Annotated in this window: 19 protein-coding genes and 2 pseudogenes; 12 read left to right on the top strand and 9 right to left on the bottom strand. The window is 56.8% G+C overall.

Annotated elements, in window-relative coordinates; translation table 11 throughout:
- Nucleotide 1: 1 nt before the first annotated feature.
- The 4 genes from ACL2XM_RS09375 to ACL2XM_RS09360 all read left to right on the top strand — a co-directional run bounded on the left by ACL2XM_RS09375 (nt 2) and on the right by ACL2XM_RS09360 (nt 4,235).
- Nucleotides 2–775: an SDR family oxidoreductase gene (locus tag ACL2XM_RS09375; RefSeq protein ID WP_413722854.1), complete on the top strand. Its 774-nt coding sequence runs from the start codon at nt 2–4 to the stop codon at nt 773–775.
- 90 nt (nt 776–865) lie between these two features.
- The gene (locus tag ACL2XM_RS09370) at nt 866–1,483 is read left to right on the top strand and encodes a glutathione S-transferase family protein (RefSeq protein WP_410015097.1); all 618 of its coding nucleotides are present in this window, start codon (nt 866–868) and stop codon (nt 1,481–1,483) included.
- 170 nt (nt 1,484–1,653) lie between these two features.
- On the top strand, nt 1,654–3,267 hold the full coding sequence (locus tag ACL2XM_RS09365) for an inorganic phosphate transporter (protein WP_410015096.1): 1,614 nt from the start codon (nt 1,654–1,656) through the stop codon (nt 3,265–3,267).
- A gap of 194 nt (nt 3,268–3,461) precedes the next feature.
- On the top strand, nt 3,462–4,235 hold the full coding sequence (locus tag ACL2XM_RS09360) for a DUF3750 domain-containing protein (protein ID WP_410015095.1): 774 nt from the start codon (nt 3,462–3,464) through the stop codon (nt 4,233–4,235).
- Here the strand turns inward: ACL2XM_RS09360 and ACL2XM_RS09355 are convergent.
- Nucleotides 4,189–4,839, bottom strand: coding sequence for a YceI family protein (locus ACL2XM_RS09355; protein ID WP_413732772.1), 651 nt, complete (start codon nt 4,837–4,839; stop codon nt 4,189–4,191). The genes ACL2XM_RS09360 and ACL2XM_RS09355 overlap by 47 nt on opposite strands.
- Nucleotides 4,840–5,078: 239 nt before the next feature.
- Here ACL2XM_RS09355 and ACL2XM_RS09350 point away from each other — a divergent pair, with 239 nt between their 5' ends.
- Complete coding sequence (locus ACL2XM_RS09350) at nt 5,079–6,101, top strand: PfkB family carbohydrate kinase (protein ID WP_410015093.1); 1,023 nt, start codon at nt 5,079–5,081, stop codon at nt 6,099–6,101.
- Nucleotides 6,102–6,171: 70 nt separating this feature from the next.
- On the opposite strand, the gene gap is transcribed toward ACL2XM_RS09350, so the two are convergent.
- Nucleotides 6,172–7,173 carry a type I glyceraldehyde-3-phosphate dehydrogenase gene (gene gap, locus ACL2XM_RS09345; protein WP_413732771.1) on the bottom strand — a complete coding sequence of 334 codons (1,002 nt, stop codon included), beginning with the start codon at nt 7,171–7,173 and terminating at the stop codon, nt 6,172–6,174.
- Between the two features lie 201 nt (nt 7,174–7,374).
- Nucleotides 7,375–8,429: pseudogene (locus tag ACL2XM_RS09340) on the bottom strand (alkene reductase).
- A gap of 241 nt (nt 8,430–8,670) precedes the next feature.
- Between ACL2XM_RS09340 and ACL2XM_RS09335 the strand changes: the two are divergent.
- A complete protein-coding gene (locus ACL2XM_RS09335; protein ID WP_413722861.1) occupies nt 8,671–9,513 on the top strand; it encodes a hypothetical protein in 843 nt (280 codons plus the stop codon).
- Between the two features lie 101 nt (nt 9,514–9,614).
- On the opposite strand, the gene ACL2XM_RS09330 is transcribed toward ACL2XM_RS09335, so the two are convergent.
- Nucleotides 9,615–10,319 carry an SDR family NAD(P)-dependent oxidoreductase gene (locus ACL2XM_RS09330; protein ID WP_413722862.1) on the bottom strand — a complete coding sequence of 235 codons (705 nt, stop codon included), beginning with the start codon at nt 10,317–10,319 and terminating at the stop codon, nt 9,615–9,617.
- Nucleotides 10,320–10,494: 175 nt separating this feature from the next.
- On the opposite strand from ACL2XM_RS09330, the gene ACL2XM_RS09325 reads away from it, so the two are divergent.
- From ACL2XM_RS09325 to treY, 4 genes are all read left to right on the top strand, one after another.
- Nucleotides 10,495–11,421, top strand: a complete 927-nt coding sequence (locus ACL2XM_RS09325) for a LysR family transcriptional regulator (RefSeq protein WP_413722863.1) — start codon at nt 10,495–10,497, stop codon at nt 11,419–11,421.
- Between the two features lie 228 nt (nt 11,422–11,649).
- Entirely contained in the window at nt 11,650–12,558 is a 909-nt protein-coding gene (locus ACL2XM_RS09320; RefSeq protein WP_413722864.1) for an EamA family transporter, read from the top strand.
- Between the two features lie 177 nt (nt 12,559–12,735).
- Nucleotides 12,736–14,523, top strand: coding sequence for a malto-oligosyltrehalose trehalohydrolase (gene treZ, locus ACL2XM_RS09315; RefSeq protein WP_413722865.1), 1,788 nt, complete (start codon nt 12,736–12,738; stop codon nt 14,521–14,523).
- Nucleotides 14,520–17,054, top strand: a complete 2,535-nt coding sequence (treY, locus tag ACL2XM_RS09310; protein WP_413722866.1) for a malto-oligosyltrehalose synthase — start codon at nt 14,520–14,522, stop codon at nt 17,052–17,054. The genes treZ and treY overlap by 4 nt, the downstream gene beginning before the upstream one ends.
- A gap of 113 nt (nt 17,055–17,167) precedes the next feature.
- Here treY and ACL2XM_RS09305 read toward each other — a convergent pair.
- The 3 genes and pseudogenes from ACL2XM_RS09305 to ACL2XM_RS09295 form a co-directional block, all read right to left on the bottom strand.
- Nucleotides 17,168–17,263, bottom strand: a pseudogene (locus tag ACL2XM_RS09305) (type II toxin-antitoxin system death-on-curing family toxin); the annotation flags it as partial.
- On the bottom strand, nt 17,262–17,471 hold the full coding sequence (locus tag ACL2XM_RS09300) for a type II toxin-antitoxin system prevent-host-death family antitoxin (protein ID WP_413732770.1): 210 nt from the start codon (nt 17,469–17,471) through the stop codon (nt 17,262–17,264). The pseudogene ACL2XM_RS09305 and the gene ACL2XM_RS09300, both read right to left, overlap by 2 nt.
- A 252-nt stretch (nt 17,472–17,723) precedes the next feature.
- Nucleotides 17,724–18,191, bottom strand: a complete 468-nt coding sequence (locus ACL2XM_RS09295) for an NUDIX hydrolase (protein WP_410015083.1) — start codon at nt 18,189–18,191, stop codon at nt 17,724–17,726.
- A gap of 371 nt (nt 18,192–18,562) precedes the next feature.
- Between ACL2XM_RS09295 and ACL2XM_RS09290 the strand changes: the two genes are divergently transcribed.
- A complete protein-coding gene (locus tag ACL2XM_RS09290) occupies nt 18,563–18,835 on the top strand; it encodes a DUF3811 domain-containing protein (RefSeq protein ID WP_410015082.1) in 273 nt (90 codons plus the stop codon).
- Between the two features lie 63 nt (nt 18,836–18,898).
- Here the strand turns inward: ACL2XM_RS09290 and dcp are convergent, their stop codons facing one another.
- Entirely contained in the window at nt 18,899–20,959 is a 2,061-nt protein-coding gene (dcp, locus tag ACL2XM_RS09285) for a peptidyl-dipeptidase Dcp (protein WP_413732769.1), read from the bottom strand.
- A 206-nt stretch (nt 20,960–21,165) separates the two neighbouring features.
- A complete protein-coding gene (locus tag ACL2XM_RS09280; protein ID WP_413722868.1) occupies nt 21,166–22,206 on the bottom strand; it encodes an NAD(P)-dependent alcohol dehydrogenase in 1,041 nt (346 codons plus the stop codon).
- A gap of 419 nt (nt 22,207–22,625) precedes the next feature.
- On the opposite strand from ACL2XM_RS09280, the gene ACL2XM_RS09275 reads away from it, so the two are divergent.
- A complete protein-coding gene (locus ACL2XM_RS09275; RefSeq protein ID WP_413732768.1) occupies nt 22,626–25,862 on the top strand; it encodes an autotransporter outer membrane beta-barrel domain-containing protein in 3,237 nt (1,078 codons plus the stop codon).
- The last annotated feature ends 5 nt before the right edge of the window (nt 25,863–25,867 follow it).

Here is a 25,867-nt window from a genome sequence, read left to right as displayed (position 1 = left end):
TATGGATTTAGCACTGAAAGACCAGCGCGTGCTGGTTACCGGCGGCACCAAGGGTATCGGCGCCGCCGTGGTCGCGCTGTTCCGCCAAAGCGGCGCTAACGTGATAACCACGGCGCGTACCCGCCCGCCGTCGCTGCCCGACGGGATGTTCGTCGCCGCCGACGTGACGACGCCCGCGGGCTGCGGCGCCGTCGCCGCCGCCGTTAACGACAGGCTGGGCGGGGTGGATATTATCGTTCATGTCCTGGGGGGGTCGACGGCCCCGGGCGGCGGCTTTGCCGCGCTGGGAGATGATGAATGGCATCAGGCGCTTGATCTCAATCTTTTCCCGGCGGTACGGCTCGATCGCGCCCTGCTGCCCGGTATGCTGGCCCAGGGCCGCGGGGTGATTATCCACGTCACGTCTATCCAGCGCCAGCTGCCGCTGCCCGAGTCCACCACCGCCTACGCGGCGGCGAAGGCGGCGCTGTCCACCTACAGCAAGAGTCTCTCGAAGGAAGTCAGCCCCCATGGCGTACGCGTGCTGCGGGTTTCCCCCGGCTGGGTCGAAACCGAGGCCGCGGTGGCGATGGCGCAAAGGCTCGCCGCACAGGCGGGAACCGATTATGACGGCGGTAAACAGATTATCATGAAGTCGCTCGGCGGCATCCCGTTGGGCCGCCCGGCGCAGCCCGGGGAAGTGGCCGATCTGATCGCGTTCCTGGCTTCCGCGCGGGCGGCGTCGATTACCGGCGCGGAGTATGTTATCGACGGCGGGACGGTGCCCACCGCCTGATGACCATCGGGTACGCGGCGCCGGGCCATTTTGCTTATTTCGCGCTACAGTTATCACCATCAACCACGTTATAGCAGGCATGAGGTGATCATGTTCACACTGTATGGCGCGCCGGGCGCGGGATCGGCAATTGTTGAAATCATGTTCGCCCTGGCGGGCGAGCCTTATCAATGGGTAAATGTCGACGGCTATGATCGGCCGGGCGCGGCCCGGGATACCCTGGCCGCGCTCAATCCTTTATGCCAGGTGCCGACGCTGGTGCTGGACGACGGCGGCATCATGACCGAAAGCGCCGCCATCGCGCTGCTGCTGCTCGATAGCCACCCCCATCTGGCGCCGGCGGCCGGCACCGCGGATCGCCGGCAATTCTACCGGTTGCTTGTTTGGCTGGTGGCGAATGTCTATCCCACCTTTACCTATGGCGATTATCCGGAACGCTGGGCGCCAGGGCAGCCCGGCGAACTGGTCGCCAGCACCGACCGCTACCGCGAACGTCTTTACCTGTGGCTGGAAACGCAGCTGGGGGCGGGGCCGTATTTATTCGGTGACGTTGTAACATTAATTGACGCTTACTGGCCGGTGCTTGTCCATTGGGGGCCGAGAAAACCCTGGTTTAAACAGCATGCGCCGCGGCTGTTCGCCATGGCAGAACACGTAGGCCGGTTACCCGAATTACAACCCATCCTGAAAGCCAATACCCTGGTGTAGGCGGGGCCGGCGCCGGCTGTTCAGCCTGTTGCGCCGGCGGCGCGGCGCTTAATGGCCGCCCGGTAAATCGGCCGTCATCAAAAATTCATCTTAACCCTGAATAATGACCCGACACGCTCAACATGTCGTTGACAGGCATCCAGCACGAGAATGCGAGACAGGGGATTATTATGAGTGATAATAGCGCTGCCCGATCCAGCCTTTCCTTTGACAGCGGCAAACCCAAAATTTACCAGAAAAACAGCCGATCGTCCGTGGTGTTATTCGTCTTGCTGCTGGTGCTGGGCATCGCCTTTGCCGGCGTCAATCTGTTTAACGATGTTTCCGATGCCGGCGCCACTTATACCAGCTATGTGCCGTTCTTATTGCTGGGGCTGGCGCTGTTAATCGCCCTGGGCTTCGAGTTCGTCAATGGCTTCCATGACACGGCCAACGCCGTGGCAACCGTGATTTATACCCATTCGCTCTCGCCCATGGTCGCCGTGATCTGGTCCGGGTGTTTCAACTTCCTCGGAGTGTTGCTGTCCAGCGGCGTGGTCGCCTTCGGCATCATTTCCTTGCTGCCGGTGGAATTAATCCTGCAGGCGGGAACCGGCAGCGGCTTCGCCATGGTCTATGCCCTGTTGTTCTCGGCCATTATCTGGAATCTCGGCACCTGGTGGCTGGGCCTGCCGGCGTCCTCGTCCCATACGCTGATTGGCTCCATTATCGGGGTGGGGGTCGCCAATGCGCTGATCCACGGCCGTACCGGGACCAGCGGCGTGGATTGGTCGCAGGCCATAAATATCGGCTATTCCCTGCTCTTATCGCCGGTCATCGGTTTTGTCTTTGCCGCGCTGCTGCTGCTGGTAATGAAAGTGCTGGTTAAAAATCGCGCGCTGTATACCGCGCCGCAGGGGAATTCGCCGCCGCCGTTATGGATACGCGGCCTGCTGATTTTAACCTGCACCGGGGTGTCGTTTGCCCACGGCTCCAACGACGGCCAGAAAGGGATGGGGCTGATTATGCTGATCCTGGTCGGCACCGTGCCGATTGCCTACGCGTTAAACCGCTCGATGCCGCCGGAACAAATACCGCGCGTAGCCGCGCTGGCGACGGCCACGCAGCACGAACTGCTGCGCCAATTCCCCGCCGGCGGCCCCCAACCGGCGGCCCGCGCCGTCCTGACCGGCTATGCCCGCACCAACACCCTGACGCCGGCCGTCATTCCCGCGCTCGCCGGGCTGGCCGGGGCCATTGGCGCCGAACTGAAACAATATGGTTCGGTAAACGAGATACCGGCCCGGTCGGTATCCAATACCCGTAACGATATGTACCTGGCTTCGGAAACCATTAAGCGCCTGAAATCGGAAAAACAGCTCAATCTCTCCCCTGGCTCCAGACAAAACCTGGACGCCTTAAAACACGAGCTGGACGGCGCAACGCGTTATATCCCGTTCTGGGTCAAGGTGGTGGTGGCCATTGCCCTGGGTCTGGGCACCCTGGTGGGATGGCGGCGTATCGTCGTCACGGTGGGAGAAAAAATCGGCAAGACGCACCTTACTTACGCCCAGGGCGCCAGCGCCGAACTGGTGGCCATGACCACCATCGGCGCGGCGGATGCCTTCGGGCTGCCGGTGTCCACCACGCATGTTCTGTCATCCGGGGTCGCCGGGACCATGGCGGCCAACAAATCCGGCCTGCAGATGGGCACCCTGCGCAACCTGCTGATGGCCTGGGTATTGACCCTGCCGGCGTCAATCCTGCTTTCGGCCGGGCTGTACTGGATTTTTAATCACTTCTGAGGCGCCTTGCCGCCGGGAAAACACCCACCGTAATTATCCTCTCGCCCCGGTTGCCGAAAACATCTCGCTGCCGGGGCCATCCTGTCCGCCCCGCTGATGCGTATATTTTGTACACGCGCGCATAAGCGCTTATATTATTCCTGACATGCCCCTTATTACCCCTAACCGGGGGTCGGCCGGCTGACAAAGGATATATGGGCTCTCTAAAACTACTCAGTATTGGGTTTCTCTGCGTGTTATTACTGTCTTTCGGGCAGAGTCTGGCCAAGGCAGCGCTGGCGGGCGACGTTTTTTCCGGCGGCGATTGGCGGACGGCACGGCGCGATTCCACCGGGATGGCGCCGGATCCGGTACAGCTGCGCGACACCGCCATCGTGCAAATCTATGCCGCGCCCACTTTTGGCTGGCGTGGACTCGTGGCCGTCCATCCCTGGATTATTTTTAAGCCGGCGGGAGCCAGTCAATACAGCCGCTACGAGGTCATCGGCTGGGGCGGCATTGACGCGGTGCGCCGTAATTACACCCTTCCCGACGGATACTGGTTCGGCGCGCGTCCGACGCTGCTGGTGGATCATCGCGGCGCCCATGCCGAGGCCATGATCCCGCGTATTGAAGCGGCTATCAAACGCTATCCCTATGGCCGCACCTACCGCAGTTGGCCCGGCCCAAACAGCAACACCTTCCTGGCCCATATCGGCCGGGAAGTGCCGGAGCTCAAGCTGGACCTGCCGGCCAATGCCATCGGCAAGGATTTCCGTTCCTTGACCCATCCTGTCGGGTTGCCTCCTTCCGGCAAAGGCCTGCAGGTATCGTTGCTGGGCGTGCTGGGCTTTACCCTGGGCGTGGAAGAGGGCGTCGAAGTCAATATCCTGGGATTAAACCTGGGGGTGGATATTCTGACGCCGGCGCTGCGGCTGCCGTTTATCGGCCGGCTTGGCCTGGGCAAACAGGAAAAGGATGACAGTTGACAACGGCAAGGGCCGATGCGGGCGTGCCGGATGGCACCGAGGGGTCGGGCAGGGTGACCATGATATGAATGGCGATCCGATCGCTGACCATGGGAATAAAGCGCGTCATGGCAAAGGCCGACCGCGCAATGGCGGTGTCGGCATAAAAGGTCAAATGGCGTTCGCCGGACCGGGGGTCGTTAAGGGAGACCAATTTTGCCGCCAGGATAACCGGGTGGCTAATGGTCTTGATTTGCAAGGTGCCGAACACCTTATACTGGTCTTTGCCATCCGCCACCACCCGGCTGCTGGTAAATGTCGCGTTGGGGTAGCGGGCCTGATCGAAAAATAGCGGACTTTTAAGCTCAGCGGACAGTATCCCGTTATGGGCATCAATATTGCCCACGGGGATAGTCACTTCCACCCGGGCATTGCCGTCCTGCCGGGGATTAAGGTCCAGCCGTCCGGTTATGCCGGTAATATCCGCATGGGAATTGCCCGCGCCCAGGACTTTCCACGATAAGACCACGGCGGTGGGTACGGTATTGATGTCGTAGTGCAGCGGGGCCGCCGCGGCGGCGGCGCAGACTAACAATAACGGTAATAGCGATAGAAAGCGCGGCATGGGTAAATCCTCAACGAGGGCAACTGGGGAGTTAACACCTCAGGCGGGGCTTTTATTCATTTTACCCACTCAATGCCGTCCCGCCCTGGCGTTCAGGCCGCCGCGGCCAGGGGAACGGCGCCCTGGCGTGGTTAATTTTTCGCCAAATACAGCGTTTTTTTACCTTTAATCAAGCTTGCGACCGCTTTTTATCTGCATAGTGTCGTCTGTAAAAATCATTTAAGGATACGGAATAAAGCATGAAAGTATTAACGTTGGGAGAAATGATGTTGCGATTGAAGCCGGTCGGCAACAATCGCATTATGCAATCAGATGTTCTGGAAGCAACCTATGGCGGCGCCGAGGCCAACGTGGCCGTGTCCTTAGCCCTGTTAGGCGACGAGGTGGCCTACTTAACCAAATTACCGGCTAATTTGCTGGGGGAAACCGCGCTGTCGACATTGCGCAAATACGGTGTCGATACCACGAAAGTCCTGCGCGGCGGCAATCGTTTAGGCATTTATTTCCTGGAAAAAGGCGCCAGCGTGCGGTCCACCAATGTGGTCTATGACCGGGCGGGCAGTGCTTTCGCCGAGGTCACACAGGCGGAATTCGACTGGGACGCGATTTTCAGCGATATCGATTATTTTTATTTTTCCGGCATCACCCCGGCCATTTCAGCCGAATTAGAGCGGATTGTCACCGCCGCCTGTGAGTATTGCCAGGCCCATGATATCCCGGTTATTTGCGATATGAATTACCGCGGTAAAATGTGGTCGCCTGAAAAAGCCCAGCGCGTCATGTCGACGCTGATGCCCTATGTCGCGATTTGCATCGCCAATGATGAAGATTTCGCCGCAACGCTCGGGATTGATGCTTTTGACGGCGATATGTCGCGTGGCATCGATCAAAAAGAGTCCTTCAAAGAGGGCATGCTGGCGGTAACGCAAAAATACCCGGACTGTAAAATCGTGGCCAGCGTCTTGCGCAACATTCATTCCGTGGAAGACAGTCAATGGATGGGCCTGTTGCTGAAAGACGGCGCATTTTACGAGTCCACCGCCTATAAGATGCATGTCATGGAAGGCGTCGCGGCGGGCGATGCGTTTGGCGCCGGCTTAATGCATAGCCTGCTGCATAACTTCGCAGCCCAGGAATGGATTGATTTTGCGATTGCCGCCAGCGTCTTAAAACTGACCGTCAGCGGCGATTTAAATCTGGTGCACGAATCTGAAATCCGCGCGGTAATGAAAAAAGGCGGCGGGGCGAGCCTCAATCGCTAACCGACGGTCTGGCTTGATTCACCCTCTCCTTGACCTTCTCCTGCGGGGGACGGCGGGGAGAGGGCGAAAATCAGTACGCCGCCACTTTATCCAGCACCCGCACCAACTGGGTGACGAAGCCGTACTCATTATCGTACCAGGCGACGGTTTTCACCAACTGCACATCGCCCGCCTCGCTGATTTCCGTTTGGGTCGCGTCGAATACCGAGCCGAAGTGGGTGCCGACGATATCGGAAGACACAATCTCCTCGTCGGTATAACCGAAAGATTCATTCCCCTCGGCCGCTTTTTTCATGGCGTCATTGACTTGCTCGACGGTGACTTTTTTCTCCAGCACCGAAACCAGTTCCGTAACCGAGCCGGTAATGGTCGGCACTCGCTGGGCATGGCCTTTGAGTTTGCCCTTTAATTCCGGGATCACCAGGCCAATCGCCTTCGCCGCCCCGGTGGTATGCGGGATAATATTTTGCGCCGCCGCGCGCGAGGCGCGCAGGTCTTTACCGCGCGGGCCGTCGACCAACGACTGGGTGCCGGTATACGCGTGGATTGTGGTCATGGTGCCCACTTTGATGCCGAAACTGTCGCTCAGGACTTTAGCCATCGGCGCCAGGCAGTTGGTGGTGCAGGACGCGACGGAAAGAATCCGGTCTTCCGCCGTGATGGTGTCGCCGTTGACATTAAAAACAATGGTTTTCATATCTCCGGCCGGCGCGGAAATCAGTACTTTTTTCGCTCCCGCGTCCAGGTGGGCCTGCGACTTTTCGGCGGAGGCATAAAACCCGGTGGATTCCACCACGATTTCCACGCCAAGGGTGCCCCAAGGGATATTCTTGGCGTCTTTTTCGGCATACACGATGATTTTTTTATCGTTAACGATAATCGCGTCGTCGGTATAATCCACCGTACCGTCAAAATGGCGATAGCTGGAATCATGCTTTAACAGATAGGCCAGGACCTTAGGCGAGGTAAGATCGTTGATGGCGACGATCTCTACTTCGCTGCGGGTTTCCAGGATGCGCCGCAACACCAAACGTCCTATACGGCCAAAACCATTAATACCAATCTTTTTCATCTCATAATCCTCATATAAATATGTCGGCTATCTAGCAAAAGATCAAAACTGGCACCTGCCTCCTGTGGAGTCAAGATGGATAAATTCTGAAAGCCAGGCCGTTATCCGGCGGCGCTGCGGATCCTGCGCACGGCCCGCCGCCGGTCGCCGGACGGCGGGTTTATGCTGTGGCGGCTGCTTGAGACGGCATCCCCGTTGCCTTCAGGCCAGGGCGGGGTAATCGGTATATCCGGTGCCGCCTTCGGCATAGATCGTCTGCGGGTTAAGCGGGTTAAGGGCGGCGTTTTGCTTAAAGCGCCGCACCAAGTCGGGATTGGCGATATACAGGCCGCCAAACGCCGCCGCGTCGGCCTCGCCCTGGCTTATCAACGCTTCGGCGGACGCTTTGGTTAAGCCTTCATTGGCAATCCAGGCACCGGAAAAAGTTTTCCTTAAGTCCGGTCCGAAACGGTCCGGAAAGTCAATGACTCACGGGCGAAGATAAACGCCAGCCGCCGTTTATTCAGTTCCTCGACCACATAGCTGAACATGGCTTTGGGATTGGAATCATGCATGGAGTAAGAGCTGGACATTAAATTAAGATGCACGCCAAACCGTTCCGCCGGCCAGACCGACAATAAGGCATCGACGGTTTCCAACAGAAAACGCGCCCGGTTGGCGATGGTGCCGCCGTATTGATCGGTGCGTTTATTCGAGCCGTCATGCAGGAACTGATCAAACAGATAACCGTTTGCCGCATGGATTTCAATACCGTCAAAGCCGGCGCGCCGGGCATTTTCGGCCCCACGGCGGAAATCCGCCACGATGCCGGCTATTTCTGCGGTTTCCAGTGCGCGGGGGACCTCGTAGGGTTTTTGCGGCCGCAGCACGGAAACATGGCCTTCCGGCGCGATGGCGCTTGGCGCCACCGGCAATTCTCCGTTCAGATACACCGGATCGGATATCCGTCCCACATGCCATAATTGAATGACAATTTTGCCCCCGGCCTGGTGCACCGCGTCGGTCACCTCGCGCCAGGCGGCCACCTGTTTTTCCGACCAGATTCCCGGCGTATTGGGATAACCCACGCCCTGGGGCGATACCGACGTGGCTTCAGTCAGGATAAGACCGGCGCTGGCGCGCTGGACATAGTACTCTTTGGTGATGGCGCCGGGGCTGCGTTCGTCGACGGCGCGCATGCGGGTAAGCGGGGCCATGACGATACGATTGCTCAGTTCAATGGCGCCGATATTAATGGGGTCATACAAGGTTGGCATAGGTTTTCCTGTCGCTATATCAGTCATTTATTGGTTTCATTCTAAACCCTAAATGATGAGCAGGGTGTTACTGCATGTGCGGTACGCCATCCCCATTCGGCCGGACAATTACCCGTCATCGCGGGCATAAAACCATAAGCAGATTTCTCCTAGTTCACAGGCCGGCGCATTCATCTCAATATCGATTTCTGTTATATTGGCGATCTAGATCACAAAAAGCACTAAAGGATGATACCGCGCTATGATCAACCGTTTCACCCTCGCCGCCATTGCGGCTGCTTTTGCGCTGACCGGCTGCGTAAAACACTCATTTGACGAACCCGCGGCTGACAAACCTGCGGCAGACTTTACCACTGGCCCGACGCTTGTCACCGTGACGCATGTGCCCGCCCGCACCGCGGATGGCGCGACCATCTATGTTACCGTCGACGGTAGCGACGCCGGCGCTCTGGCCACTGGCGAAAGCGTAGCCCTGCATGTACCCGCGGGCAAGCATCAGATCGGCGGTTACGCCCGGTCGCTGGTTGGCCATGTCACCATTCCGCCGGTGCAGATCACCACCACGACCACCAGTGCGAAACACATCGCTTATACCGTAGTAAAGAGCAAACCGGTGTTTACCGAACTGAAAGACGATCCGGTCCCGCAGACGGCGGCGGCGCAGGCTAGCGCAACGCCACAGACGGCAGCGACGCCGCAGACAGCAGCGACGCCGCAGACAGCGGAAACATCGCAGGCTACCACAACGCCGCAGACGACAGCGACGCCGCAGGCAACGGAAACATCGCAGGCAACCGCGACGCCGCAGACGACAGCGACGCCGCAAACAACGGAAACATCGCAGGCTAGCGCGACGCCACAGACGGCAGCGACGCCGCAGGCAGCGGAAACATCGCAGGCTACCGCGACGCCGCAGACGACAGCAACGCCGCAGACAACGGAAACATCGCAGGCTACCGCGACGCCGCAGACGACAGCAACGCCGCAAACAACGGAAACACCGCAGGCTACCGCGACGTCGCAGGCAACGGAAACATCGCAGGCTGCCGCGACGCCGCAGACGTCCGAGACATCACAGCAATAACGCAATGCCGGCGGCACCGGCCCCGGGTTATCACCTCAATTCAGGCTACGATAAACGAGGGCCGGCGCTGGAGAAGACGGCGTGATAGCGATGGCGTTGACTCACCAGGGGACGGTTCTTCCCAGATAGTCCAGATAATGTAATCCCGTGCGCCCGGCATAGGCCTCAATGGTGTTAAGCAGGGCCGGGATGCTTTCTTCGATAGTCAGCCGCGCTTCCGGCCCCCCCATATCCGTGCGCACCCATCCCGGCGCCATCAGCAAAAACGTTCTGGGATCGCCCTCGTGCCGCGCAGCAAAGCTGCGCATAAACATATTCAGCGCCGCTTTGCTGCCCCGGTACACATCGTAATGACCATTGGTGTTATTGGCGAGGCTACCCTGGCCGGAAGACATGACGCCGAGGGTACCCGTCGGCGGAACAAGGTCCTCAAACGCCTCGATAACCCGCATCGGGCTCAGCGCGTTCGTTACCATCACGCGAATAAACTCATCGGTCGACACGTCCGCTATCGTTTCCCGATCGCTATTTTTGACGCCGGCATTGACAAAAAGCAGGTCAATGCGCCGATCGCTGAGCCGCTCATGTAACGCATCAATCTGCTGGGGCAGCGTAATATCCACGGTCTCTACTTCAAGTGAATCAGGAAAGCGTTCAGCCAGATGAAAAAGACGGTCAGCAGACGAGGCTCGCCCGGTGGCTATTACTCTACAGCCGCGTTTCAGCGACTCTTCCGCCATCGCAAAGCCCAGGCCGCGGGAGGCGCCGATAAGAAGGACCGTCTTTTGGGAAGGTGGTGTTGGCATGCTTTATTTCCTCTGCGTGTGCGCTGCCTGGCGATAAGCTATCCATCAATGCAGCTATTGACGTTGGATGCAGTCACTATATCCCTGCGCAATACAGGGCGGAAGACGCAGCATTTGCACTGATAACATGCATCCAACGCCTTCCCTCATTTTTCCGGCCGGGATACAATGCTTCATGACTGAACCCGACCTCAATTTACTTATTGCGCTGGATGCGCTGCTGGCCGAGACCAGTGTGGCCGGCGCCGCGCGCCGGCTTGGATTAAGCGCCTCGGCCATGAGCCGCACGCTTGGCCGCCTGCGCGCGGCCACCGGCGATCCTTTACTGGTCAGGGCAGGGCGCGGCATGGTATTGACGCCCTATGCCGGGGAAATACGGGCGCGTACGCAACGGACGGTAGCGGAGGCGCGCGCCGTACTGCGGCCTGCGGCGTCGGAACTGAATTTAGCCTCGCTTGACCGCACCTTTACCCTGCGCGCCAACGATGGTTTTGTCGAGGCGTTTGGCGCATTGCTTATCGCCGCGGCGGCGACGGCGCCCCACGTGCGGCTGCGTTTTGCGCCCAAGCCGGAAAAGAGTCCACGCTATTTGCGGGAAGGACTGGCCGATCTTGAGATAGGCGTAGCCGAGGCCATGGGCCCGGAAATACGGTTGCAGACGTTATTCAGGGACCGGTTCGTAGGTGTGGTGAGAAAAAACCACCCGCTGGCGCTGGAGCCTGAGGTCACCGCCAGCCTGTATGCGTCTTTCGGGCACGTGGTCGCCTCCCGCCGGGGGCGGATTGCCGGACCGGTAGACGAAGCGCTGGCCGAATTAGGCCTAACGCGCAAGATCGCGGCCGTGGTGCCGAGCTTTCCCGCCGCGCTGGCCGTGGCCCAGGCGTCCGACCTGGTGGCGCTGCTGCCCGCGTCATTTCTCATCAATCAACCGGTTATCACTATCACGGACGAGCAGGGCTCGCTCTGTCTTTTTGAACTTCCTGTAAAAACCCCGGGCATTACGGTATCGCAGATGTGGCATCCGCGTTCAGAGGTCGATCCGGCCCATCGCTGGCTAAGGCAAATGGTGCTGAGGGTCTGTCGCCAGCAGTTGCCGGAGTGAAACCGCGCGGCACGGCAATCAATCCCTTTACGGTGGGTAACCCTACTTGGCATGGCCGCCGTAACCCCAAACCCTTGGCGCCCGCGTTTTCCTAACCGACTGTACTGTTTTATTTCAATACCATCTGTATGTATAAATGAAGTTGTTTTGCAGGTACTTTAATTTAATGGGTAAATGATGCAAATTGCATAATCAGCTTAAATATCATTAATATTGAAGGAACCGGGGATGTCTGTAAAAGATACGCTGTTGGCACTGTTGGTGGTCATAATCTGGGGCGTTAATTTTGTCATTATCAAAGTCGGCCTGCACGGAATGCCGCCTTTCCTGTTGGGCGGCCTGCGGTTTCTGCTGGTGGCCATTCCGGCTATTTTTTTTATCCCCGTGCCTAAAATCCCCCTGAAATGGCTGGCGCTTTATGCGTTGACCATCAGTTTCCTGCAGTTCGCCTTCCTGTTTTGCGCCATTAATATCGGCATGCCCACCGGCATTGCTTCGCTTATCCTTCAGTCACAGGTATTTTTCACCATCATCCTGGGGACGATTTTCCTGGGGGAAAAAATCAAGGCCATGCAAATCCTGGGTACGCTCATTGCCGCGGCGGGCATGGCGGTGCTGGTGGAAGGCGGCATGAGCAACGCGTTGTCCGCCATTCCTCCGCTCGGTATGTTATTGACGCTGACCGCCGGCCTGTGCTGGGCGCTGGGCAATATCACCAATAAAAACATCATGACCGCCGCGCCCAACACGCCGATTCTGTCGCTGGTTGTCTGGAGCGCCTTGATTCCCGTTATTCCTTTTTTAGTATGCTCGTGGATCTTCGAAGGCCGGCAGACCATCGTCGACAGTCTCGTGGATATTAAGGCGCCCACGGTATTTTCACTGATTTATCTGGCCTTTATTTCCACTATTATCGGCTATGGATTGTGGGGCGCGCTGCTCTCCCGCTATGAAACCTGGCGCGTCACCCCTTTCGCGCTGCTGGTGCCGGTGGTGGGATTAACCAGCGCCGCCCTGATATTGGGGGAGTTGCTCAATATCCTGCAAATCATCGGCGTTGCCGTTATTATGCTGGGCCTGTTGATCAATGTTTTCGGTTCCCGCCTGATAAACCGATGGCTGGCGCCCCAGGTCTAAGGGCGCCTTACCCTTAACGCGCCCACAGCCGGCGTCGCGCCATAACCGCTGCCTGTCGCAGCGGCACATCACTTCCTGCATAATCGTCTATGATTGTTCTACGTGAAACTCGCATCACCGGCATAAGACGGGGCGGTATCGTCCATTGCTTACTTCCGGGTTAAACGAGGCAATTGAATGAAATCCAAATCATTTACCAAAAGCTGGGGCGCCGAATACGTCGCCGCCGGCGTCGTTCGCTTTCGTCTCTGGGCGACCGGACAGGACAAGGTGACGCTCAGGCTTTCCGGCGAAGACAGGGCGATGAACCCGAGCGGCGACGGCTGGTTTGAGCTGGTGGTCACCGGGGTTTCTCCCGGCGCGGAGTATCATTATATCCTTGCCGACGGCACGGCCGTGCCGGACCCCGCCTCCCGCGCCCAGAAGGCGGATGTCGACGGTCCTTCCCTCGTCATCGACCCGGCGCGTTACCGCTGGCGGAATACGCAATGGCGCGGCCGCCCGTGGGAAGAATCGGTCGTCTACGAGATGCATATCGGCACGTTCACGCCGGAAGGGACGTTCCAGGCCGCGATCGATAAGCTGCCTTACCTGGTCGAAACCGGCATCACCATGATCGAGGTCATGCCCGTCGCGCAATTCGGCGGCAGCCGCGGCTGGGGCTATGACGGCGTGCTGCTCTACGCGCCGCATTCCGTCTATGGCGCGCCGGAGGATTTCAAGGCCTTTATCGATGCCGCCCATGGCCATGGTCTCTCGGTGGTGCTGGATATCGTCCTTAATCATTTCGGGCCACAGGGCAATTATCTGCCGCTGTTGGCGCCGGATTTTTTCCACAAGGAGCGCAAGACGCCCTGGGGCGCCGGCATCGCCTATGACGTTGCCGCGGCCCGCCGTTATATCGTGGAAGCGCCGCTCTACTGGCTGGACGAATTTAACCTTGACGGCCTTCGCTTCGACGCCATAGACCAGATCGAGGACAGTTCCGCCAAGCACGTACTGATCGAGATAGCCGAGCGTATCCGCGCCGGCATTACCGACCGGCCGATCCATTTGACGACCGAGGACAGCCGCAACGTCATTTTCCTGCATCCGCGCGGGGAGGACGGCTCCGTACCGCTCTTCACCGGCGAGTGGAACGACGACTTCCACAATGCCGTCCACGTCTTCGCCACCGGCGAGACGCATGCGTACTACCAGGACTTTGCCAGGGAGCCGGAAAAGCTGGTCGCCCGCGTTTTGGCGGAAGGTTTCGCTTATCAGGGCGAGGTCTCTGCGCAGACCGGCAAGCCGCGCGGCGTGAAAAGCACGGGACAGCCGCCGGCGGCCTTCGTCGATTTCATCCAGAACCACGACCAGGTGGGCAACCGCGCCCAGGGCGAAAGACTGATTGCGCTGGCCGGCGCCGACCGTACCCGGGTTCTGCTCGCCGCGCTGCTTTTCTCGCCGCATATCCCGCTGCTTTTTATGGGCGAGGAATATGGCGAGACGAATCCCTTTTTGTTCTTCACCGATTTTCATGGCTCCCTCGCCAGGGCCGTGCGCGAGGGCCGCGCGCGTGAGTTCGCGGGCCATGCCGGCCACGAGGGCGAAAGCGTGCCCGATCCGAACGCGCAGACCACCTTCGACATGTCGAAACTTGACTGGAAAAAGCGCGATAGCGGGGCGGGCAAAAGCTGGCTGGCGCTGACCAAAGAATTATTGGCGCTGCGCCAGAAACAGGTGGTGCCGTTGCTCAGCACCGCCCGCGGCGATGCCGGCCACGTGGTGCAGACCGCGCCGGGTTTCCTTGCCGTCACCTGGACCTACCCGAAAGGCACGCTGTCCATCGCGCTCAATATCGGCAAAACACCCCAGCCGCTTCCCGACCAGCCGGGCGAGACGATATTCGCCTGGCCGAAAGCGGCAAATGACCTGCCGCAAAACGCCATTATTGTCCGTGTTGCCCCGGGAGACGCAAAGTGAAGATTCCAACCGCTACCTACCGTATTCAGTTCCGCAACGGCATGACCTTCGACCGCGCCGCCGGCCTGGTGCCTTATCTTAAGCGGCTCGGCATCAGTCATCTCTATGCCTCGCCGGTCTTTACCGCCACGTCCGGCTCGACCCACGGCTATGACGTCACCGACGCCAACGAGATCGATCCTTCGATCGGCGGCCGGGCAGGTTTCGATCGCATGGTAAAGACATTGCAGGGCGCGGGGCTTGGCCTGATCCTTGATATCGTGCCGAACCACATGGCCGCTTCGCTGGAAAATCCGTGGTGGCGCGATGTGGTAGAGAAGGGCAAAAACAGCCGCTACGCCCGGCATTTCGACATCGACTGGTCCGAGCGCCTGACCTTGCCTTTCCTCGGCGATACGTTCGAACGCGCCCTGGAAAACGACGAGATTGCCGTAAAGCCCGACCCGAAAACCGGCAGGCCCGCTTTCGCCTATTACGACACCTTCTACCCGCTTGCCGCCGAAACCTGGCAGGGCCGCGAGGCCGAGGTGCTGAATCTCACCGACAAAGGGGCGATTGCCCGGCTCCACGGGCGCCAGCCCTATCGGCTGATGTCCTGGCGCGATGCGCCGCGCGATCTGTCCTACCGGCGTTTTTTCGAGATAACCGGCCTCGTGGGCGTGCGGGTTGAGGACAAGGCCGTGTTTGACGATACGCACCGGCTCATCCTCGAGCTGGTCCAAACCGGCGCGGTCGACGGGCTGCGGGTGGATCATGTGGACGGGCTTGCCGATCCGAAAGCCTATCTTGAGCGCCTGCGGCAGGAAGCCGGGCCGGACTGCTATATAACGGTGGAAAAAATTCTCGGCAAGGGCGAGCAGATCCCGCCGGACTGGCCGATTTCCGGCACCACTGGTTACGAATTCATCGCCGCGCTCTCCGATGTGTTGGTGGACGATGAGAAGATAGACCTGCTGCGGCAGGCCTATGACGATGTCGTGGGCAGGCCTGTGGATATGAAAGCCGAACTGCGGGCGGCCAAGCTGCTGATGGTGGACAGGAATTTCGCGGGTGAATTTACCACGCTCCTCAAGCTGGTTATGGCGATCGCCGGGATGGAAAGGGTGGCGCTGGATGAAAACGCCGCCCGATCGGCTCTGCGCGAGCTGTTGGTCGCCTTCCCGGTCTACCGCACCTATGGCACGGCGCAAGGGCTGCCACCGGCGGGCGATGAGATGCTGCGCAAGGTGACTGGAAAGGTGAAAGCCAGCGTGAACGCTCCCGACCCCGGGGCGCTCGATTTCCTGACCCGCCTGCTCGCGGGCGAGGTCTCGGATATCGCTTCCGGCGAAGCCGCCACTTTCCGCACCCGCTTCCAACAGTTGACGGGCCCGCTGATGGCGAAATCGGTGGAGGACACGCTATTCTTCCGGCAGAACATGGAGCTGGCCCTGAACGAAGTGGGCGCCGAACCGATGCCGCGCGCCTTCTCGCTCGACCGCTTCCACGCGGAAATGCAAACGCGGCTCGAACGGCAGCCGGATGCGCTGTCAGGCACCTCGACCCATGATACCAAACGCGGCGAGGATGCCCGCGCACGGCTATATACGCTCACCGAAGCGCCGGAGCGCTGGGCGGAATGCGTTGCCCGCTGGCGCCGGATGAACCAGGCCAGCGTCGCCGTGCTTGACGACGGCGCGGCGCCAAAACCGGCGGTCGAATGGATGATCTTCCAGGCGCTGGCCGGTGTCTGGCCGGTGACGCTCGACCCGCAAGACGGGAAGGGCCTGCAGGCGCTCGAAGAGCGGTTTCTGGCCTTTGTGGAGAAGGCGCTGCGGGAAGCAAAACTGCGCACTGACTGGAATGACAGCAACGACGCCTATGAAAAAGCCGTGCTCGACTATGTCCGCCATCTGCTCTCGCCGGCCAACCAAACATTTTTACAGGATTTCACCGGCGCGCTGCAGCCCTTTATCCGCGCCGGCCTGGTCAATAGCCTTACCCAGACGGTCATCAAGCTGACGGCGCCGGGCGTGCCGGATATCTACCAGGGTAGCGAAGCGCTGAATTTCAGCCTCGTCGATCCCGACAACCGGCGAGAACCGGATTTTACCGCCCTTGAACGTCTGCTTGCCGGGAGCGAAAAACCTGTCGTCGCCACGGAGGAGGGCTGGCTTAGCGGCCAATTGAAGCAGCATATCATCGCCAGGATCCTGCCTTTGCGCCGGCAGAAGACGGCGCTGTTTCGCCGCGGCGACTATTTGCCGCTCACCGCCACCGGCAAACAGGCAGAAAACGTCATTGCCTTCGCCCGGGCGGAAAGCGACGATGCGCTGATCGTTATCGCGCCTCGCCTTGTCTTCGGTATGCTGTACGACAATCCAGCTCAACTGCATCAGCAACGCTTGACCCAGGCGGAAATCGCTTTGCCCGGGCGGCTCGCCAATAGCCGCTACCGCGATATTCTCAGCGGAAAAGAGATCTTCCTGACCGATAGGATAGACTTGGAATCCGTTGACTGCCGTTCGGCGGTGATATTGTTAAAAATTTGATTTTATAGATATAACATCGTGGCACGCCAAGCCTTCGGCTATCACTGCGGGGGGCTCGGGTATAAGGTGGCGCCCTATGCCGGGCAACCGGTGAATGGCGCACCTGCCGTGATTCAGCTATGATCCAGGCGCTCACGCAGGCACTGCGCCAGTTGGTCAACCGTTTTCACGCCGGTCGCCGCGTCGACCGTTAGGTTCTCCAGCGTATCAACGGTCAGTCAGCGCCTGGACAGTATGTGCGTGACGTTGCATGAGGGCGTCGAATTCGGCATCCAGTTTGGCATTTTGATAAGCGTCGAATTCTGCTTTGCTGATCAGTATGGCGGCACTGCCGTCCCGGCGGGTGATTTCAACGGGTTCGCCCTTTAACGCAGTATCCAGTACGGTGGAAATTTTGGCCGAGGTATAGGTTTGCATGGATTGTTCTCTTAAAATGTACATGTCTGGCGTACATTCAAACTGTACATGTTTTCATGGGTAAACGCGTAGGGGTATTATAGGCGTAGTGATGTGAAAGGGCTGGTTACGAACGTAGCGCGCGTATATCGTTGAGACTCATCCCTCTTATTTAACATAATATACATTATGCGCACCAAGATGACTTCATGTGGATGCTGGATTTCGCCTTGCCTCATCAGGCTAATGCGTATTTGCCGGCATCCCGTCTTACTATGGATGTCCGCTCTCAATATCCACTCCAATCGATTTCACCATCTCAGCAATATTCTGCGGGTAAACGGCTTCGTTCATTGCGCTCAATTCTTCGGCATGCCACCAGTAGCGCCCGCTGATAACACTCTTTTCATTACTGCTCCAATTCACAATGCTTATGTCATGGTCAGTCACTCGCACCAGATAAAACTTTTCCTGGGCTGCAACCATTTCACCGCTCGGTAACTTCATTACAAAATTTCTTTCTGCCACACACCGGCCAACGTCGCTGCGTATGATACCGGTTTCTTCCCATAATTCCCTGACGGCTGCTTGCTCATATGTCTCACCTTGTTCAACGCCACCGCCTGGCGTTGCCCAGTATGAGGTTCCTGCCAGCGCATCCGTGCGGTGCATAAACCTAAACAGTAAAATGCGTCCGCAAGGATCGATAATCAACAATCTGGATGCTGGCCGTGATGTCATCTTTTCTCCTGCATGCCGTGCACATAAACCCGTAATTTTGATCGCGCTACGTGAAATCTGAGAAACCCTGGCTACGGTTATACAGCAAATATAGCGCAGCGACAGGGTTCGACAAATGACCCAGGACGCCGCAACAGCAGTTCACGCACGCTTTTATTCCCTGTATCTCAGGCCGGACAAATCGACGGCCCCGCAGCCCGGAGCTTGGGCGGCCATGGCCATATCATTGGCCATCATTTAACATAATGTTGAGGTCTGATCGCGTTTGTCGCTTTACCGCCAGGCAGTTTGCACATTAAATGAGGTTTTTACTGAGACGGAGCCAACTTTCCTTTACAATGGTAGTCCTTTCCCTTTTCAGGCCGACATTTATGCTCATTCCCAAGCTGACGCAGCAAGACATGACGGAAAGCGAACAACGCCAACTTAAAACCCTGCTCGACCAGGCTAAAAAAGCCAAAGGACTACCTCTCTCCAACTCAGAAACCAACCATGTCAAGGATGATTACATCGCCCAGCTGATGGCTGAACGTGAGATCATTGCCAAACAGGTTCGGGTAGTGAAACGTCAGAAGAAGCTAAAGCCTGACATTTCAGCCACTTATGAATGGACTGCCAATATGCATTCGCGTGGTAAACGTTAACGTCGTGTTTAAGGTCTAAATCAATCACTCAGGGCGAGGACCTTCCCCGCCCCTGGCACTGCTTTACTCCTGTAAACCACGATTAACCAGCATGGGCGTTATATCGGGTTCCTTGCCACGCCAATCCTTATACACCTTGGCCAGGTCCTGGCTATTGCCTTTTGACAGCACCTCATCACGAAAACGCTGCCCGTTGCGCGCCGTTAAACCCCCCTGTTCCGTAAAGCCCGCAAAAGCGTCATCCGCCAACATTTGCGTCCACAAATAGGCATAATAGCCGGCCGCATAACCGCCGCCCCAGATATGCTGGAAATAACTGGAGCGATAACGCGGCGGGACATAAGGCAGGTTGACGTTGAACTCAACCAGGGCGGCGGCTTCAAACTCGGCTACCTGTTGCTCCGGCAAGCCGGCGCTCAACGTATGCCAGCGCATGTCCAGGAGCGCGGCCGCCAGCAGTTCGGTCATTTCATACCCTTTATTGAAACGTGACGCCTTTTCAATTTTTGCCAGCAACTCGTCGGGCATTGGCGCGCCGGTCTGATAATGCCTGGCATAATTAGCGAAGACTCGGGGTTCGTCGGCCCAGTGTTCATTGAATTGGGAGGGGAACTCGACAAAGTCCCGCGGCGTCGACGTACCGGAAAGACCCGGATATTCCTGGCTGGCAAACAGGCCGTGCAGGGTATGGCCAAATTCGTGAAACAAGGTGACGACGTCATCCCAGGATAACAGGGCGGGTTGCCCCTCGGCGGGCTTGGCGAAATTGGCCACATTATAGATAACCGGCCGGGTACCCAGAAGCAGGGATTGGTCGACAAAATTGCCCATCCACGCCCCGCCGCCCTTATTGTCGCGCTGAAAATAATCCGTATAAAACAGCGCCATGGACGCCCCGTCCTGGTCGAAGACTTCATAGCCCCGGACATCGGGATGGTAAACCGGGAGATCGGCGCGCGCCTTGAGGTCAATACCGTACAGCAGACGGGCGGCGTAAAATACGCCCTGTTCCAGCACCCGGTCCAGCTCAAAATAAGGTCTGATCTGCGCGTCGTTAAGGTCATATTTCATTTTGCGCACGCGATCGGCGTAAAACTGCCAATCCCACGCCGCCAGGGTAAATTTATCCTGGCCGCTGTCGATCAGCGCCTGGATATCGGCGGCTTCCCGCCCGGCCCGCGCCGTGGCGGCGGGCACTATGCGGGTCATAAACTCCAGCGCCGCGGCCGGCGTCTTCGCCATCTGATCCTGCAGCGTCCAGGTGGCATAGTCGGGAAAACCCAACAGGCCGGCCTGCTCGGCGCGCACCTGCGCCAGCCGGAGAAGAATGGCCCGCGTGTCGTTGCCGTCGCTCTTTTCCGCCCGTGAAATGGAGGCGCTGAACAGCGCCTGGCGGGTGGCGCGCCGTTCCAGGGTTTGCAACTGCGGTTGCTGGGTGGTGTTTTGCAGCGCCAGGAGCCAGCGTTCGCCAAGATTGCGCTCATTCGCCGCCTGCCGCGCCGCCGCAATCTCCTGCGCCGACAGCCCGTCGAGTTGGCTGATATCGTCAACCAGCAATGCGCCCTGTTTGGTGGCATCCAGCAGCCGATGGGAAAACTGCGTGCTTAAGGTCGCCGCTTCCTGATTGAGTGTGGAAAGATGTTGTTTTTGCGCCGCGGATAATTGCGCCCCGGCCAGGACAAAGCGCTGATAAGTGACGTCGATAAGCCGGCGCGATTCGGCGGAAATCGTCAGGGATTCCCGCTGGTCGTACACAGTTTTCAGGCGGCTGAACAGCCTGGCGTTGAATTTTATCGCATCGTTCATCGCGGCCAGTTTCGGCGATTGTTCCTCATCGATGCGCTGGAGCGTATCGCTGGTATTCGCGGAGGTCATGGCGCCGAATACGCTCATGACCCGCTTTAATAACGCGCCGGAGCGCTCCAGCTCGGCATAGGTATTATCGAAGGTCGGCTCGTCGCGCCGTGCGGCAATATCATCAATCTCCGCGAGATAGGCGCGCATGCCCTCCTCGATTGCCGGTGTATAGTCGCTTTCCCGGATCAGGTCGAAGGGGGGCGCCTGGAAAGGCAGCTGGCTGGGCTGGTAAAACGGATTTTGCTGCTGAAGGTGATTGTCGCGCATGTTCTGCTCCTGCCGAATCGGTCGGTAAACCCTGATCCCATGCTAGCACGCCCCAGGTGAAAAGACAGTCTTGCCCCCGTCCTGAAGAATATGGGCAAAAAAAAATGCGCCGAAGCGCATTTCAGACTGCTGACAATCCTAGCCATCATGCCCGCAAGCACGAATTTGTCATCAAACTGATTTAGGCCAGTAGGCATCAACAGCCGTTACAGGGAGGCCATATCGATGACGAAACGATAACGCACATCGCTTTTTACCACCCGCTCATAAGCATCATTGATTTGCTGGATATTAATCTTTTCAATATCGGAAACGATATTGTGCTCGCCGCAAAAATCAAGCATCTCCTGGGTTTCCTTAATCGAACCGATGCCGGAACCCGCGAGACTGCGGCGCCCGCCGATCAGGGCCGCGGCGTGCAGCGGCACCTTCTTTTCCGGCAGGCCGACCAGGACCATGGTGCCGTCGATTTTTAACAGCGACAGATAGGCGCCCCAGTCGATTTCCGTTCCGACGGTGCAGATTATCAGATCAAAGGTGCTTTTTAACTTCTCGAAGGTGGCCGGATCCTGCGTGGCGTAATAATGTTGGGCGCCCAGACGCAGACCGTCCTCTTTCTTAGACAGGGTCTGGCTGAGCACGGTCATTTCCGCGCCCATGGCTTTGCCCAGCTTCACACCCATATGGCCTAAGCCGCCAAGACCGATAATAGCCACTTTTTTACCCGGCCCGGCCTGCCAGTGACGCAATGGCGAGTAGAGGGTAATGCCGGCGCAGAGCAAGGGAGCCGCCGCGTCCAAGGGTAAATTATCGGGAACCGACAGCACATAACCCTGCTTGACCACGATATGGTCGGAATAGCCGCCCATGGTTGGCGTTTTGCCGTCGCGCTCCACGCTGTTATAGGTTAATACCAACCCTTCCTTGTATTGCTCTAAATCCACATCGCGCTCGGCGCAATGGGTGCAGGAATCCACAAAGCAACCGACGCCGACCCGATCGCCTACGTTAAACTTTGTCACGCCGTCGCCTGCGGCGACCACCTCACCCACAATTTCATGGCCGGGCACCATGGGGAATATAGCCCCGCCCCACTCGTCCCTGGCCTGGTGAATATCCGAATGGCAAACGCCGCAGTAGGCGATTTTGATCACGACATCATCGGGGCCGGGGGCGCGTCGCTCAAAAGAGTAAGGCGTAAGAGGCGCCTTGGCGCTGAGCGCGGCATAACCTTTAGCTTTAGACATATGACAAACTCCGGGTTGCTTGATAAAGGAGATGGCGCAGGTTCGCCATGCATCCACTGTTGCCCTATTCTGCCAGCAATCATCCCGGATAAGGTAGACGATTATTCTTGCGTTATTGCCTGATCCTGCAATCAGGGCCATAAATCGCATTGAAAAGTAAACGCGCACAAAATAATTACTGTTTGGATTATTATTGCTTTGGTTAATATGTCAATTGTTAATCAAAAAGGTTAAAAAACAACGGCCGCCGTAATGAAGGTAAAACCTTCCCTAAACAATAGTTTATTTTAAGCTGTATTTGTTTTTTGTCTGGCTAGAATAGCTTCCCGTTATCTCACCTCGCTATGGGTAACAATCAATAAACTTATCGATAGTATTTTTGAGTAATTTTTAAATAAAATCTAAATAAATAGGCGATCATGAAAAAAACAAGAAAGACCTTTATCGGCATCCTGACGGTAGTCGGTGGCATAACGCAGGCTTATAGTGCCAGTGATAGTGAGAGCAAAGTCAATGAAAGTGATTTACACGGTTCTCCGCCCACTGCCAGTACTAATATAAAGCCATTTTCGAATATCATAAAAATAAAACCTTCTAAAAGTACATTTGAAAATCCAAATTCAGATTCATCGAAAATCCATAGTTTTGATATAAGATCATTAGGTTACAACTCGGGAAACGACAGTACGTACCATATTGTGGATTTGTATAGCAAAAAGGGGGAAACCAAGAAAGTCGATAAAAAAATGTTGACTAAAGGCAGACCCAATGATTTAAAAACCGTCGTGTTTTTTAGAGGCGGGGGGGAGTTTGTCATTAAAGAAGGCATACCGGAAAATCTCAACATTGAAGCGATTATGGTAGACAACTCAACGCTGCTGCTGCAAAATTCTCCGCAAATTTTCGCAAAAGAGATCTGTGCTTCCAAAAACGCCACAATCCAGGGCAATGGCATAATACAATCAAATGTCATCAACGAAGGTACCCTTTCAGTTGATCCTGAAACTAAAAAGCCGAGCAAGTTCAATAGTATTGGTGATTTCTTCAGCAAAAAACCTTTACATGCAGAGAAGGGAATTACCCCTGGTCAAAGCCTTCCGCACACCACGCTTACCATTGATGGCGATTATATCTCAAGAGATAACGGGATCATTGTTCTGAGGGTAAATAAAAAAAATGATAATCCTGATAATAATCAATTGGAGATTAGAGGCAACGCTCCAAATAAAAGCAATATTTTTGTAAAAGGTAATATTTTGAATAGTAATCCAGAAAATATAGCCTCTATTAAGTTAAATGGCAATGTTTCTGAAGATGCCTTCATGTTTCTAAATACACCCGCCTCAAGCGAAAATGAAGCCAAAGTAAGAAAAGAAAATAACCGGCTTGTGGCATTCATTGCCGAAAAAAAGGATGGGGTAAATAAACCATCTTCTGATCAAATCCATCTGCAAAAAAAGATACCTGCCGCAGATGCGCAGGATAACACGGCGAACCATTACAGAAGCGGGCCTGCTAAGCCGCCGCGTACTTTCCAGCATAAAAATAATAACATGACCATTCAGCCGAAACCAACGGATCGGACTGTTCTCCCAGACCGAATAGAAAAACCACCATACCCCAAGGTCCAGTTTAATATAATAAGCAGTACGAGTGACCTTGTTGGCAGTTATGATCACGACTGGACTCAAAGCAATGCCTCTATAAATGACGCGATTGATAAAATTTACGGTGACTTGGGACCCGTGCCTGAAAGGGATGGGAATAACGCTAATGCGCTCGTTTATACGCTCACACACATAAAAGCAGACCTGAGCGAGGGTAAAAATTTCAAAGGTCTGATTAACAATACTGCCAATACCGTGCCGCAAGATGCAAACATAGCCCCCTACAGCCAACTTGGCAGGTTCGATAAATATTTACATGGCGAGGGCTTTGAAGAGAATGACTACGAGCGGGATTATCCCGCCCATGGCTGCGGCGATGATGATGGGATGGATAACGGTTCCGCTGCTCGGTTTGATGAACAAAGAGCTGCGTCCCAGCCGCTTGATACAAATGCAGACTCTACCCGCGGCGATAAGGAGGAGGAGGATTTCGGCCTCGCTGCCTTGTTCAACGAACAAAGCGACGCTTCTCGGCCGCCTGTGCAAAATGCGCACGCCGTTGCCGGCGGCGGCGATGAGGAGGAGGATTTCGGCCTCGCTGCCTTGTTCAATGAACAAACGGACGCGTCCAAGCCGCTTGATAAAAATGCGGACTCCGCAGTCCGTGGTGATGATGAGGAGGAGGATTTCGGCCTCGCGGCCTTGTTCAATGAACAAACGGACGTGTCTAAGCCGCTTGATAAAAACGCGGACTCCGCTGCCGGCGGCGACGATGAGGAGGAGGATTTCGGCCTCGTGGCCTTGTTCAATGAACAAACGGACGCGTCCAAGCCGATTGATAAAAATGCGGACTCCGGTGTCCGTGACGATGATGAGGAGGAGGATTACGGCCTCGTTCTCTTATTCACTGAAGAAATGGACTCTCCAGAGTCGCTCGATGAAAACCTTGATGCTACCGCGCCGCCCGATGATGATTTGGTTGATGATGGACTCTTAGCCTTGTTCAATAGTAATCAGGACAATCAGGGGGTTGATGCGGGCAATGGCTTGCTGGCCCGCAGCAGTTTGCAGCCGGCGGCGGGTATCTATGCCGCCAATATGGCAACCGCCAATACCCTGTTTGCGACCCGCATGCACGATCGGGTCGGCGCCACGGAATTCCCGTCCGCCTTTAACGGCGCCGATGGCGCAGGTCAATCTTCTTTCTGGCTGCGTATCGCCGGCGGTCAAACCGGGGCGCGTATGCGCGACGGCGCGTTATCTGCCAGCACCAATACCCAAAAGGTGCAATTGGGCGGGGAAATCGTTAGCGGCAGCCGCGACGGTATCGACGGACTGCATTTCGGCGTGATGCTCGGCGCGGGTAAAAGCCGCAGCCATAGCCATGCCATTAACGGTAAAAGCGCCCAAGGCGGACTTGAGGGATATGGCGCCGGTATATACGGTACCTGGTATCGCAACGACGGCAATCACGAAGGCCCCTATCTTGATGGCTCGCTAAACTATAACTGGTTCGGCAATCATGTTAAAAACGGATCGTCGGCAAATAAATCCGCCGATACGGCAACCTACCGTTCCGCTGGATTTGTCGGCACAGTAGAAGCCGGTCATAGCTGGCGACTGTTCTCCGCTGCCGCCTTTGACACCTATTTACAACCGCAAATACAGGTCGCCTGGATGGGCGTCGGCGCACGGGATCAGAAAGACCCGAACGGCGAACGCATCACCATGCTGGGCCATGATAATATCCAGACCCGCCTGGGCGCACGGCTGTATATGCGCGGTTATGCCAGCATGGATGAAGGCAGGCAGCGCATGTTCCAGCCCTATGTCGAAACAAACTGGATCCATAATACCCACGACTTCGGCGTTTGCCTGGGTAAGGATGCCTACTCCCAGGAGGGCGCCAGGGATATCGGCGAGATTAAAATGGGTAATGAGGGACAAATTAATGAGCATCTGGCGCTATGGGGCAGCATCGGCCAGCAAGTCGGCGGCAAGGGATACCACGACACCACCGGTACGTTAGGCGTGAAAGTGAATTTCTAAGCGGC

It is taken from the genome of Sodalis sp. RH20 (genome assembly GCF_047324205.1).
Classification (GTDB): domain Bacteria; phylum Pseudomonadota; class Gammaproteobacteria; order Enterobacterales; family Enterobacteriaceae; genus Acerihabitans.
The sequence above is the reverse complement of the archived record's forward strand: the minus strand, read 5'-3'. Positions and strand labels throughout refer to the sequence as shown.

Bases quoted from the DNA above. Each gene is read 5' to 3' on its own strand.
- ACL2XM_RS09375 (WP_413722854.1), top strand. From the start codon at position 2: ATGGATTTAGCACTGAAAGACCAGCGCGTGCTGGTTACCGGCGGCACC.
- ACL2XM_RS09370 (WP_410015097.1), top strand. From the start codon at position 866: ATGTTCACACTGTATGGCGCGCCGGGCGCGGGATCGGCAATTGTTGAA.
- ACL2XM_RS09365 (WP_410015096.1), top strand. From the start codon at position 1,654: ATGAGTGATAATAGCGCTGCCCGATCCAGCCTTTCCTTTGACAGCGGC.
- ACL2XM_RS09360 (WP_410015095.1), top strand. From the start codon at position 3,462: ATGGGCTCTCTAAAACTACTCAGTATTGGGTTTCTCTGCGTGTTATTA.
- ACL2XM_RS09355 (WP_413732772.1), bottom strand. From the start codon at position 4,839: ATGCCGCGCTTTCTATCGCTATTACCGTTATTGTTAGTCTGCGCCGCC.
- ACL2XM_RS09350 (WP_410015093.1), top strand. From the start codon at position 5,079: ATGAAAGTATTAACGTTGGGAGAAATGATGTTGCGATTGAAGCCGGTC.
- gap (WP_413732771.1), bottom strand. From the start codon at position 7,173: ATGAAAAAGATTGGTATTAATGGTTTTGGCCGTATAGGACGTTTGGTG.
- ACL2XM_RS09335 (WP_413722861.1), top strand. From the start codon at position 8,671: ATGATCAACCGTTTCACCCTCGCCGCCATTGCGGCTGCTTTTGCGCTG.
- ACL2XM_RS09330 (WP_413722862.1), bottom strand. From the start codon at position 10,319: ATGCCAACACCACCTTCCCAAAAGACGGTCCTTCTTATCGGCGCCTCC.
- ACL2XM_RS09325 (WP_413722863.1), top strand. From the start codon at position 10,495: ATGACTGAACCCGACCTCAATTTACTTATTGCGCTGGATGCGCTGCTG.
- ACL2XM_RS09320 (WP_413722864.1), top strand. From the start codon at position 11,650: ATGTCTGTAAAAGATACGCTGTTGGCACTGTTGGTGGTCATAATCTGG.
- treZ (WP_413722865.1), top strand. From the start codon at position 12,736: ATGAAATCCAAATCATTTACCAAAAGCTGGGGCGCCGAATACGTCGCC.
- ACL2XM_RS09300 (WP_413732770.1), bottom strand. From the start codon at position 17,471: ATGCAAACCTATACCTCGGCCAAAATTTCCACCGTACTGGATACTGCG.
- ACL2XM_RS09295 (WP_410015083.1), bottom strand. From the start codon at position 18,191: ATGACATCACGGCCAGCATCCAGATTGTTGATTATCGATCCTTGCGGA.
- ACL2XM_RS09290 (WP_410015082.1), top strand. From the start codon at position 18,563: ATGCTCATTCCCAAGCTGACGCAGCAAGACATGACGGAAAGCGAACAA.
- dcp (WP_413732769.1), bottom strand. From the start codon at position 20,959: ATGCGCGACAATCACCTTCAGCAGCAAAATCCGTTTTACCAGCCCAGC.
- ACL2XM_RS09280 (WP_413722868.1), bottom strand. From the start codon at position 22,206: ATGTCTAAAGCTAAAGGTTATGCCGCGCTCAGCGCCAAGGCGCCTCTT.
- ACL2XM_RS09275 (WP_413732768.1), top strand. From the start codon at position 22,626: ATGAAAAAAACAAGAAAGACCTTTATCGGCATCCTGACGGTAGTCGGT.